Below are 12,388 nucleotides of genomic sequence, written 5' to 3' on the forward strand. Positions count from 1 at the left end.
CAGTATCTTTCAGTTTAAATCGCGCGGAATTTCCGCTTGGGTTTCACGAGTTCGGAACGGTTTTCCGCCGTCAAAAGCTTCAAGGCGGTTGGAAACGAGGAACCGTGTTTCGTCACCGTTCATTCGACTTTCAGTTCGAATTTCAACATCCCACACGCTTGGTTCAGCGCTATCGTCATGATTGCTGCTTGGTGATTCCAGTCCATCGCGACGGTACTTTACGATTCGGGTACACACTGCTTCCGCGCTCGTGGCATCGTGTGGATTGCGAGTGTACTTATCGCATTCGTAGGTGTAGTAGTACAGTCTGTTCGAAGTATCGAACTGCCAGTCTTCAGTAATGATGCGAACGGTTGTTTCACCTGAAACCATGTCCACGTCAAGCAACCGTTTCATGGGGGCACCACTAAGCTCGATAGGACTGTGCAGTGTGGCAGGTGGTTCCCGGAACTCAGGTTGGGACCATTCGTCAGGTTGATCACCAGGTTGCGTTGTCTGTGGCGCACGCACTGGAAGTTCAAGCGATGCGTGTTCGACGGTAATGGTGGTTTCTTGCGGTGAAGGCCATAGCAGCGGCCAGCACGAAGCTGAAACTGCCATACGAATCTTGTGTCCGCGCTTAAATCGGTGCGCTGTGGCGAGGAGCGGGAACACAGTTTTCACTGTTTCACCCGGCACCAAAGGCGAGGGTGATTCGTGTGAGTCACGGTGGGTGAGATTAAACAGACCCATGGTAATCAAATGGGAGCTGCCGTCAGGTGCGACGTCGCACAGCCTCACCGCTACAACACCAGTTTCATGGCTTGATTGTGCGCGAAGGTTGACTTGTGGGGTACCAACGATTTCGACGTCAGGTTCGGGAACCTCCCATTCAACGACGAATGACTGTTCGTCATCTGTGCGCTGATCAACGGGTTGCCCAGCAGCAGGACCAAACTGAAGCCAACTTCCTGCTGTGGTGCCGATCGGTGCGGTTGAAAGTTGCGCACGCTGGCCGTTGCAACTTCCGTTTTGCTCAGTGAACTGTGTCGGTGTGACGTTCGAGGACGGCCAGCGCTGTTCAGCAATCCAACGACCGGGACGGTGCTCAATGTCGGACCCTACAGGTGCAGAGTCAGGTATGTAAGCACGCAACTGCGGTTGGGTATCGACACCGTTGTCCACATCGCTCATCCAGTGGTCCCACCAGCGAACACATTCTGCAATGAAGTCAATGGCCGGCCCAGGAACGCCTTGATGTGGGTAGTTATGTGCCCACGGCCCCAGGAGAGCGTGCACTGTGCACGAGGCTGTTTCCATTAGCCGGAAGAGAGTGGTCCGGTACTCATCGAGTAAGCCACCAACTGCAAGCACTGGCACTTGAATGGCCGTTGGATCTTCACACACAGATGCGTGTTTCCAGTAGGAATCGCGACGTTGGTGACTGAGCCAATCCTCTATATTGACAGGCGCATCGTCGATACGTGTGGCCCAGTCTTCGCGCCACCCTTCACCAACTACGTCTGGATCTTGTGGGCGCGCGTTGTAAGCCCACATTGTTGACGCCCAGGACAGCATTTGGTCTGCGACGATTGCTCCACCGTTGTAGTGCACGTCATCGGCGTACCTGTCATCTGTTGAGCAAACACTGATTACGGCGGCGAGCTCTGGTGGCTGCAAGGCAGCGATTTGAAGACCATTGAAACCGCCCCATGACTTACCAATGATCCCAACTTTGCCGTTGCACCAGGGTTGCTCACCGATCCAGCGCAAAACCTTCAGCCCATCTGACAGTTCGGTCTCTGAGTACTCGTCCGTCATTAAACCTGTTGAGTCACCACACCCGCGCAGGTCGACGCGAATGCTCACGTAGCCTGCTCGAGCGAACTCAGGGTGAATAGTTAGGTCCCGTGCGGCTGTCATGTCGTTTTTGCGGTATGGAATGTACTCCAAAACAGCGGGAACAGGCTCGTCGTGGCAGTTCTCGGGCATCCACATACGTGCCGAGAGTTCCGTTCCGTCACTCAACGGAATTCGCGCGTGTGGGACAGTTTTAACAGTTGCGGGGTTGGAGCGGTATCGACCTGAAGAAAAACCATTCACCTTGTCAGCAGACGAGGTTTGGTTCGTGGCGTTTGAGTTTTGCGCATCATTAAAAATACCTGGCCCCGCATAATCAGTCATGAAATCAACCTAACACGGAAGACGGTGGCCATTTATTCGGCTTTGGGACAATCAACTGTCGAATATGAATGGTTTTTACCCCGGATGATTCGGCACGATACAAAAAGTCCAGATCTCTGAGGGCAGAAGTTCTCGGCTATAACCACACCAACCACCTCAAAACTGCTTGTTTTAAACCGAGCTCGCAGCGTGACACCAGAGACGGACGACCTTTCTTCACACACCTCGAGAAAACGTGCAATAACCACATCCGTTTACAACTTCATCAGGCAGTCTCACTCAATGGAACTCTGATTGACACAGATTTCTCACTGACTTTACTGTTTACGCATGGCAAAGGCGCCCAAACTAGAAAATGGTTCCACTGTACGGAACTTGAACTCCCAAAACACGGCTCTCCCGACACAACCTCGCGAGAGCGTTCTCGAACGTGCCAAGACAGTGATCGATGCTGTGGCGGTTGCACTGCAACAAGGGCAGTCAGAAGCATCGTTCAACTACATCGTCACGCGAACGCAATTACCCAAGTCGACTGTTCACCGCATACTTCTAAACCTTATTGACGTTGGCTACATTGAAAGGTGCAGTGGTGGTGGCTACACGCTCGGGCCCGGCATCATGCAGCTGGCCACACTTTCACACCTGCGCTCTTCTTTCACAGCAAGCGCGCATGATGCGCTCAACAGACTTGCCACTATTTCGGGCGAGACAGGATTTCTAACAATCCGCCGAGGCACTATTGCGGAATGTGTGATGAGAGTCGAAGGCACCGGCCCGATAAGGAACACGGTGTTGCACGCAGGCGACAGACATCCATTGGGAATAGGTGCTGGCTCCCTGGCAATCTTAGCGAGCTTGCCAACAGACGAGGCAAACGCAGTAAGGCGGACCAACGTCGAAGTTTTCGGAGCTCAGTCCACGATCGGGGAGCTAGAACGCAATGGACAACTAGCCAAGGCGATTAAACAAAGTCGCACCGACGGATTCTCAATTAACCCCGGAATGCTGTTGCCAGAATCGTGGGCTATCGGCGTGGCAGTTACAAACGATTCAGGAAGAGCTCACTTCGCACTTTCACTCGCAACTATCGAGCAACGTCTTTCTCGCGCTCGACAAGTTGAGTTAAACAAACTTCTGCGCGCTGAAGCGGTCCGGCTTAAACCTCACATTCAACATTTTTAACCTCAAGAAAAGAGAGGAACCATGACAAAAGAACCACAGATTATCGGTTGGGCACATTCGAAATTTGGTAAATCGGATGCGCCTATCACCGAACTAGTTCGTGACGTAAGCATACGAGCACTTGAAGACGCCGGGATGGAAACATTGCAAATAGACGCTGTACATGTAGGCGTATTTAATAACGGGCTTTCATCACAAGGCTTCGAGGGCACTCTTCCGGGACTCGTCATCCCAGAACTTGCATTCAAGCCGTTTTTCCGACACGAAAGCGCATGTGCAACCGGTTCCGCCGCTGTCTATGCCGCTTACGATTCGGTCGCATCTGGACGTTTTGACTCCGTGCTCGTCGTCGGTGCAGAAAAAATGACACACGCAGACGGAGCAACTCTCAACAATGTCTTGTTGTCAGCAAGCTACCGGCCAGAAGAAGAGGGGTACGGTTCCTTCGCAGGTGTCTTTGGACATATCGCCTCGATTTATGCAGAGCAGTATGGCGACCCTCTCGAAACATTGGCTCAGATTGCTGCTAAAAACCATCACAACGGAGCAGCAAATCCGCTTGCCCACATGCAAAAAGACCTCGGCTTTGATTTCTGTAACACGGTATCGGACAAGAATCCCGAGGTTGCTTCTCCACTACGCCGAACGGACTGCTCCCTGGTATCTGATGGAGCTGCTGCACTGGTTATTTCGCGTACCTCTAACGGCCGCGTCCGCTTCCGTGGCATGGGTCATGCAAGTGACTCTCTTCCTTTGTCTAAACGGAACCCACTTGAATTTAGAGGCGCAAAGCATGCCATGAATCAAGCACTTGAAGCGGCCGGAATGAACCTCACAGACGCTGACCTACTTGAAACGCACGATTGCTTCACGATTGCTGAGCTCCTCCAATACGAAGCTTTCGGGTTGGCACAACCTGGGCAAGGCCGCAATGCAATCGAATCCGGTCTTGTCTCGGTTAACGGTGACTTCCCTGTGAATGCGTCTGGAGGATTGAAAGCAAAAGGCCACCCAATTGGTGCGACCGGTGTCTCTATGCATGTCACGGCATGTATGCAGGTTACCAACTCGTTCCCCGGTTACCAGGTCAAAGATGCGACCACAGCAGCCGTCTTCAACATGGGTGGTGCTGCTGTTTCCAATTTCGCGTCAATAGTTGAAAGGGTCTGATGTGACTACAATGTGGAATCTTTCACCCATTTCCAATTATTCTCCAGCGCGAGATTTCACTCCCATTCCTCGTAGGGGAGTAAACGTTGCCGAGTTCCTCGTGCAAACAGCATCGCGACTACCGTCACACCCCGCAGTAGTCGATGACAGAAGCAACACCACATGGACGTGGCAAGAGCTACGCGAAAAGGTTCAGTTTGCGGCGCAGGCACTGAAATCTAAAGGTGTACAACGTCGTGACACCGTGATGTTGCTTTCGACAAACACCGCCCACATGATTCAGTACTTCTGGGGAATTATTTGGGCGGGAGGTGTTGTTGCACCACCTAATGCAAAAATGTCATACCGCGAAATAGAGGATTTAACACGCCGAACGGCACCTCGAGTTATTGTTGCCCACCCTGACTTCCGTGAAACGGTTGAGCGACTAGTAGACAACAAACTCGTAACCACAGTCATTTGGCTAGGCGAAGCTTCCGACGAAGAGCTAACACCCTCCGCTCCCGAAGGTGTGATGGGCGATGACCCAATGTGGTATTTCTTTACTTCCGGATCTACTGGGGCTCCAAAAATGGCCGTATTTACGCACGCCCATGCCGGATCCGTTTTAATGAATCACTACTGCGACCTCTTCCCCACAGAGGACCACAACGGACGCTCACTTATCATCGCGCCTTTGTCACACGGAGCGGGCATACATATGCTCGCGCAGGTTTTCACTGGAGCAGCTTCCGTAATTTATCCGGGGGACAGCCTCGACGGAGAGTTGGTATGGGAATGTATTGACAAGTATCGAATAACTAATGCGTTCACGGTTCCAACAATCCTGAATAAGATCGCTCGGGCGTACCCTGAATCCCGAGGTCCTAGTGATCACAGCATGAAGTATGTGATTTATGCAGGGGCACCGATGCTAGCTCACGATCAGCAACATGCGCTTAACCGTTTGGGTAAATGCCTGGTCCAATACTTTGGGCTAGGAGAGGTAACTGGTTCGATCACTGCTCTTCGTCCTGAAGAACACGGAGGAATTCCTGAGGACGCTGCCGGTATCGGGACTTGTGGCCGCCCCCGGACTTCCATACAGATTTCTATCCGGTCCGACGACGGTGATCGATTAGCTCCCTATGAACACGGGGAGGTTTGCGTTGCCGGACCAACCGTTTGTGCTGGTTACCTAAACGATGACAAGGCAAATGCAGAAGCGTTTAAAGACGGTTGGTTTCACACGGGAGACATTGGCTACGTTGATGAGCGCGGCTATCTATTTCTTACTGGACGCAAGTCGGACATGTACATTTCTGGCGGTTCGAACGTCTACCCCCGTGAAATCGAAGAACTACTCACAGCACATCCTTCAGTTTCCAACAGCGCTGTTATTGGAATCCCGGACGAAAAGTGGGGCGAGAAAGGGGTGGCGGTCATAGAAACCGACCGCGTTGGTGACCTTAACGAGCTTGAGCATGAACTCCGCGCCTATCTCAAGGCAAATCTTGCCGCGTACAAAGTTCCTAAGGTCTTTAAACCTACAGTGCAATTACCTCTGACAGCCTATGGAAAGGTCGCACGCAAAGAGCTCAAGCAAGCTTTGACCGAAGACATCGACATCGATGTCGCGACTGTTCGAGTTGGGAAGTAACAAAATGCGCACAGATCTCACACACCAAACAATCTTTGCAGTCGGTTGCGGTACACCGGACGGCGAAATCAATAACGGGCTAGCTGCCGCGTTAGCCTTTGGCGAGAACGGTGCCCGGGTATTCATAGTGGACCGCGATAAAGATGCCTTGGCACTTGCATCCGGGCGACTAGCCGAACGGAATATCACCCACGCTACGGCATTAGCTGACGTAACTGACGAAGATTCTATCGCCAAGGCACTCAACGAGTGCAGGTCGCATTTTGAAGACCCTTCCGTGCTCTACTACAACGTCGGGATCGTCAAAGATGGCGGACCCACCGAGATCACGACCGATGACTTCATATCCGCCTTGAAAATTAATGTGGCCGGGGCGTTCACCACGATTAGGTTCGTACTACCGGCGATGATTAAAGCGAAATACGGGCGGATTATCACTGTCTCGTCAGTCGGCGGAATACGTTCAGTGGGCTACAACTATCCGGCATACGCCTCGTCCAAAGCAGCGTTAATTGAGCTGACAAAAAGCGTAGGAATCGCATACGCAAAGGAAGGAATTAGGGCTAACACAATTGCCCCAGGTTTCATTGCGTCGCCGCTAGTTGCTAAATCACTTTCGAGCAATTACTCCACGAACGCGGACATGCTCAAGCAACGAAACGCAGCTTCCCCTACCGGAGAAATGGGACGTCCAGAAGACATCGCCAGCGCAGCAGTGTTCCTTGCATCTAACGCTGCAGATTACATCAATGCAGCACTAATTCCCGTAGACGGCGGTCTCATTCACACCACCCCAAACTAGAGCAACACCCAACGCCTGTGTGTGAACAAAGGAGTTCAAGCAATGATTAAAGCAGGTATAACGAATGTCAAGAAAATCTTAGCGACAGCTTTGATAGTTGCATTTGCAACAGTCATGACTGGTTGTGGAACCAACTTCGGCACCACTGAGGACGGTAAGCAGAAATATCGCTGGAAATTCACCGTCACTGCTGGAGCCAATTCGACCTGGTACACGGCTGCACAGCTATTTGGCGAGGAGCTAGATAAACAATCGAACGGCCGGATGAAGCTACAGATCTTCACCGGCGAGCGCCTCTCTGCAGGTGAACCTGTAGCTGGAGTCGAGCAGCTGATGGATGGTGCGAAAGATTTCAGCTACAACTCTCCGATTATTTATGCAGGAATCAACCCTAGGTTCGGCGCCGTTGTCATGCCATTCCGCTTCACATCCGTTGAAGAAGGACACGAGGCTTTGCAGGGAAGTGGTGGCGAGGCGTACCGAAAGCTCTTAGCAGAGAACGGTGTGGAACTTCTCGGTTTTGGTGAGTCCGGGATGCGACAAGTCACAAACAGCAAGAGACCTATCAAAACGCCAGCCGATATGAAGGGGCTCAAGCTACGGATACCTGGATTTGGCCTTTACACCGACTTCTATCGCACAGTGGGGGCCAACCCCACCACCATGCCGTTTTCAGAGGTCTTCACCGCAATTCAACAGGGTGCGATTGATGGACAAGAAAATCCTGTGGATGTCATTTACTCCGCAGATTTGCAGGCCGTTCAGCCATATTTATCAATCTGGAACTACTCATACGATCCACTGATTTTAGGGATGAATAAAGACCTCTATGAAAGCCTCAGCGATGAAGATAAGCAAATAGTGCGAAACGCTGCTCAAAAGGCGAATACCTTCCAAATCAACGAAAACCGCAAACAAGAGTCCATAAAACTTCAAGAGATGGAAGAGTCTGGAATACAAGCGTACGAAATGACGGACGATGAAGTCGAACAGTTTCGTGCGACGCTTGCGCCACTGTACGACAAATATCGGCGTATATACGGCGACGAGCTCTCAAAAGAATTCATTCCAGGAGGAGAGAAATGAAACTCATATCCCGTATTGAAGACTGGACTGTGATTATTTCTTTTATCACGATCGTTGTGATCACATTTTTGAATGTAATCTTCCGCTATGTCCTTCAGGCATCACTTGCGTTTACTGAAGAAATCACAATCAATGTGCTTGTCGTTTTCACCCTGGCAGGAGCTGTCATCGGTATACGTAACGGAGCTCACCTCGGTTTTACCTACGTGGTCGAGAACTCACCTCGTGCAATTCGGAAAGCGCTTATCGTGGCCAGTGCTGTAGCCATGATTCTGTTTCTTATTATTCTTTTGTATTTCGGCGGCGAAATGACCATAAACCAAGCGGTCCGTGGGCGGACAACACCCTCGCTCGGAATTCCTCAGTGGCTCTTTACCATTGCAATTCCGCTCTGTGGTTTGCTGGGAGCCTTCCATATCCTCACGGGGTTAAAGTCGTCGCTTCGTTCATCCCAAGATGAGGAGGACGTGGTAGCCCGACTGGCTGCTACTACCGCAGGCGCAACTTCGATCAACGCAGACCATGACTCAGAGAGTGGTGAAGACAAATGATTGAGCTGTTGCTATTCGGCGTTTTCTTCGTTCTTTTATTCATCGGAGTTCCGGTCGCTTTTTCACTGGGCATCGCAGCGGCTCTTGTGCTAGTTGTCACGGATGGCATTCAAGTTCTTGGAATTGTTCCGAGCGTGATGTATCCATCACTCTCGTCGTCGACCTTGTTGGCAATCCCCTTCTTTATTCTCGCCGGTGTGATCATGCAATACACGGGAATATCTCAGCGGCTTGTGGATCTTGCGTATCTCATTTTTGGTCGTCTCACACACGGCCTTGCTGCTGTCACGATTCTGGCCGCATTCTTTTTCTCAGCAATTTCGGGAAGCGGCCCGGCAACTGTCGCTGCTATTGGTGCGATTCTAATTCCAGCATTAAACAAAAACGGCTACAGGCCTCATCACTCTGCATCTCTTGTTGCAGCATCCGGGTCGATGGGTATCGTGGTTCCTCCCTCGATTGCATTCATCGTGTTTGCCGTGGTAGCCGCTGAGTACCAAAAGGTATCGATCTCACGTCTTTTCATTGCAGGAGTTGTGCCTGGCATCATGTTGGCTGTTGCCTTTTTCATCGCCGCGGTTCTACTTCCGCGGACTCGAAAAAATGGAAGGATTGTCCTCGACACCGAAAACTCGGCCCCTGAGCTCACCTTCGCCAACTTTGGTACAGCTTTCACTAAAGCATTACCTGGTCTGATGATTCCTGTCATCATTTTGGGCGGTATTTATGGTGGAGTTTTCACACCCACCGAAGCGGGTTCTGTTGCTAGCGTCTACGCACTGCTCGTTGGTGTCCTCATTTATCGTGATTTGAAAATTCGCGAGATACCAAAACTGTTTCTCGAAGCAGGCATCTCGACTGCATCGATCATGTTTATCGTCGGTGTTGCAAGCCTGTTTTCATATGTGATTACTGTTGAAGGCGTTGCGCAACGAATCTCTGACGCGGTTCTATCTGTCACAGATTCACGCATTCTCATCCTTCTACTTGCTACGATCATCCTCCTCATTGTGGGTGCATTTATCGATGCGATCAGTGCTTTCTACCTCTTCGTTCCTATCTTCGTTCCAACACTCATCGCTGTCGGAGTTGACATCACGACCATCGGTGTATTCATGACAGTCAATTTGGCGATCGGCTTGTTCACTCCACCCGTTGGTTTGAACCTGTACGTCGCTGCTGGAATCGGCAAAGAGAAACTCGAGAATCTTGTAAAAGGTATTCTTCCTTTCCTCTTTGCAGCATTTGTCACTCTATTGTTCATTACTTACTTCCCAATCTTCTCCAATTGGTTACCCGATCTACTTGGAGTGAAATAAGGAGGATCATGTTTAATCCATTCCAGTTAGAAGATAAAAGCGCCATTGTCACGGGTGGAGCGCGCGGAATAGGGCGGGGCATTGCAGAAACATTTTGCATGCTCGGAGCCAACGTAGCTATTGCGGACCTCACGGGATCTTTGGAAACAGCAACTGAACTCCAACAGTTGTATCCGGGTTCAGCGGTTAAAGGCCTAGACGTCGATGTCCGTGACTTCAAGCAAGTCGAAAACCTTGCGGCCACGACATACAACCGCTTCGGAACAATTGATGTTCTAGTTAACAACGCGGGTACCGCCTCGCGTTCAACGCTAGACGCCATTTCAAGCGAAGACTGGCAACGCGATCTCGACACAAACGTGAACGGTACATTCAATTTCACAAAAGCAGTCATCTATCCATATATGAGCGATAACGCGAGTGGAAGCATCATTAACGTTTCGTCGATCTCTGGTATTAACGGCGGTGCCTCATCAAGTGGCACCGCAGGAGCAAGATCGGGCCCCGCTTATGCCGCCTCTAAAGGCGGGATCATTGCACTCACCAAGTGGGTTGCAAAAGAAGTAGGCCACCTAGGAATTCGATGTAATTCCGTAGCTCCCGGACCGGTGAAGTCGGCGATGACAGAGGGCCAGGCATACGATCTCTCGGGACAAGTGCTTCAACATATGGGTGAACCAACAGATATCGCCAACGCGGTAGCATTCCTCGCGTCCCCTGCGGCTTCCTACATCACAGGACAAATCTTGCGCGTGGACGGAGGTGCAGTGATCGCATGAAACACTCCGGCGAAGAGCCTCTTCACATCAACCAGGCAATTGCACATCCTGGCGTTCTTGCGGATGAGCGCATAACTGCTGTTGAGACACTGGGAACCAGCTTTACCCGGCGGGTTCGCACTCACACCGGAGATGGACTCTTCGATGTGCTTGCATCAGTCGTTGAGTCAGGCGGCTCCCAGTACGGACTAATCGAGTTTAACGATGCAGACCTCGCGAACGTTAACTACTGCGTACCCGCAGAAGGCGATCACAAGCACCCAATGTGGTACAGCGACACCTTATATAGCAAACACTCGCGAGTGCTCGCAGGAACTGCGACTGTTGGATTACGCGACCAAGAGCGTTGGTCACACATTCATGCAGTCTGGAAAGAACGGGACACTGAGGTTTTACGCGCAGGTCACGTCTGGCCAGAAACTACCGTAGACGAAGGCTGGATGGAAGTATCAGTGGTTACTTTTCACTCAGTTGCGCTTAGTTACGGAACGTGCACTGAAACCGAGCTACCAGTGTTCGAGCCCTCTGCAAGTTCAACTAGCTACGAGAGCTCTGGGCCATTGCCCAATAATGGTACAACGTCTCGTTTTATTGTCGCAAGAATACGACCAAACGTCCTACTTGCCGACGCGATCCACCAACTGTGCGAACAGTTCAGCGTGTCTCAAGGCCGAGTTCGTGGGGGAACTGGGAGTCTCATTGGCGCAACGTTCAGAGCTGAGCATGCGCCTTACCACCGTGTAAGCGCGCCTGCGCCCGCCTCGGAAGTGGTTTATCTGCGCGGAGATTTCGACATCTCTAAGGGGTCAGATCAAATTAATCTACGTGCAGGTTTAGTCGACAAGACTGCAACGTTTTTCGCCGGTCACCTTGACCCGCATGCCAACCGTGTTGCTATCACTTATGACCTTGTGATCGAAGACATGTCAAACGTCAGCCACTGATGGTGAACACCTCGGGGTGCGCGAGCTCATTTCTTACCGAAAAGCCTGCCAAAGAAAGACTGTTTCTGGGGCTTTTCCCCACCGCCGAGGTCGCCCTCGCTTTGCGGGTCCGCAAGCGACTCTGCGTTGGGGTGCGGCTCAGTTTTCTGGTACGTGAAGTACTGCCCTTCAACGGCAAACACGTCTTCGCCTGGGCCCACTGCACCCGCGGCGCGCGGAAGTTCTTGGATAAGCAGGTCGCCATCCACCTCGGCCGGTTCTTCTTCCCCGCCTTCCTCACGGAACACGAACGCAGACTCATCAACGACCGGAGTGCCTTCGTTGAGCTCCTCATCACCGGCAAGCAGGTGTCTGACGAGTGTGCCGTCGACGAACACCCGGTAATCCACGAAGCTCATGGAGGACACCGTGCTCGCTACGTGCCAGGTGCCGGGCAGGGTGATCGAGTCGGTTTCGAAGTGGGGTGCGATCAGCATTTCCGGGTCCCACAGGATGGTCCAGTCGCCGGGGCGCGCCACCGCAAAGAACTGGTTCGCAGGGTCGTGGAATGCAGTCCACAGGTCGCCTTTGTCCTGTGTAGGGGTAAGCCCCCAGGCCTCGAGCTGCTCAGCCGTTACGGGTTCTGTTGTGAGGATCAGTGAAGTTGTCAGTCCCATACGAAAAGCGTAGCTAAATGTGGTCCGCTAGGGAATGGGTTTTCTGGCTGCCACTGGCCTGTGGAAAACCCGGTGTTGCCGTTTTTGGGCCGGTAAA

The 12,388-nt window shown here is 51.8% G+C and carries 11 protein-coding genes; 9 read left to right on the plus strand and 2 right to left on the minus strand.

The features are described 5' to 3' along the window. Positions 1-9 precede the first annotated feature (9 nt). Entirely contained in the window at positions 10-2,163 is a 2,154-nt protein-coding gene (locus MHX53_RS02600) for a CocE/NonD family hydrolase (RefSeq protein ID WP_239271187.1), read from the minus strand. A 330-nt stretch (positions 2,164-2,493) separates the two neighbouring features. On the opposite strand from MHX53_RS02600, the gene MHX53_RS02605 reads away from it, so the two are divergent. From MHX53_RS02605 to MHX53_RS02645, 9 genes are read left to right on the plus strand one after another with little or no spacing between them, the layout of a single operon-like run. After that, positions 2,494-3,345 (plus strand): IclR family transcriptional regulator, encoded by an 852-nt coding sequence (locus tag MHX53_RS02605; protein WP_239271188.1) that lies wholly within the window; start codon positions 2,494-2,496, stop codon positions 3,343-3,345. Between the two features lie 21 nt (positions 3,346-3,366). Then, the gene (locus MHX53_RS02610) at positions 3,367-4,515 is read left to right on the plus strand and encodes a thiolase domain-containing protein (protein ID WP_239271189.1); all 1,149 of its coding nucleotides are present in this window, start codon (positions 3,367-3,369) and stop codon (positions 4,513-4,515) included. Positions 4,516-4,525: 10 nt separating this feature from the next. Continuing rightward, a complete protein-coding gene (locus MHX53_RS02615) occupies positions 4,526-6,154 on the plus strand; it encodes an AMP-binding protein (RefSeq protein ID WP_239271304.1) in 1,629 nt (542 codons plus the stop codon). Between the two features lie 4 nt (positions 6,155-6,158). Next, positions 6,159-6,956, plus strand: coding sequence for an SDR family oxidoreductase (locus MHX53_RS02620; RefSeq protein ID WP_239271190.1), 798 nt, complete (start codon positions 6,159-6,161; stop codon positions 6,954-6,956). Positions 6,957-6,998: 42 nt separating this feature from the next. Then, the gene (locus MHX53_RS02625) at positions 6,999-8,042 is read left to right on the plus strand and encodes a DctP family TRAP transporter solute-binding subunit (protein ID WP_239271191.1); all 1,044 of its coding nucleotides are present in this window, start codon (positions 6,999-7,001) and stop codon (positions 8,040-8,042) included. Continuing rightward, complete coding sequence (locus tag MHX53_RS02630) at positions 8,039-8,593, plus strand: TRAP transporter small permease (RefSeq protein WP_239271192.1); 555 nt, start codon at positions 8,039-8,041, stop codon at positions 8,591-8,593. The genes MHX53_RS02625 and MHX53_RS02630 overlap by 4 nt, the downstream gene beginning before the upstream one ends. Then, the gene (locus MHX53_RS02635; RefSeq protein WP_239271193.1) at positions 8,590-9,912 is read left to right on the plus strand and encodes a TRAP transporter large permease; all 1,323 of its coding nucleotides are present in this window, start codon (positions 8,590-8,592) and stop codon (positions 9,910-9,912) included. The genes MHX53_RS02630 and MHX53_RS02635 overlap by 4 nt, the downstream gene beginning before the upstream one ends. Positions 9,913-9,920: 8 nt before the next feature. Continuing rightward, complete coding sequence (locus tag MHX53_RS02640) at positions 9,921-10,691, plus strand: SDR family oxidoreductase (RefSeq protein WP_239271194.1); 771 nt, start codon at positions 9,921-9,923, stop codon at positions 10,689-10,691. Then, on the plus strand, positions 10,688-11,635 hold the full coding sequence (locus MHX53_RS02645; RefSeq protein ID WP_239271195.1) for a hypothetical protein: 948 nt from the start codon (positions 10,688-10,690) through the stop codon (positions 11,633-11,635). Before MHX53_RS02640 ends, MHX53_RS02645 begins: the two co-directional genes overlap by 4 nt. 26 nt (positions 11,636-11,661) lie before the next feature. Here MHX53_RS02645 and MHX53_RS02650 read toward each other — a convergent pair whose 3' ends face one another. Continuing rightward, positions 11,662-12,291, minus strand: coding sequence for a hypothetical protein (locus MHX53_RS02650; protein WP_239271196.1), 630 nt, complete (start codon positions 12,289-12,291; stop codon positions 11,662-11,664). Between the last annotated feature and the right edge of the window lie 97 nt (positions 12,292-12,388).

Source organism: Brevibacterium sp. ACRRH, from assembly GCF_022346365.1.
GTDB classification, from domain to species: domain Bacteria; phylum Actinomycetota; class Actinomycetes; order Actinomycetales; family Brevibacteriaceae; genus Brevibacterium; species Brevibacterium paucivorans.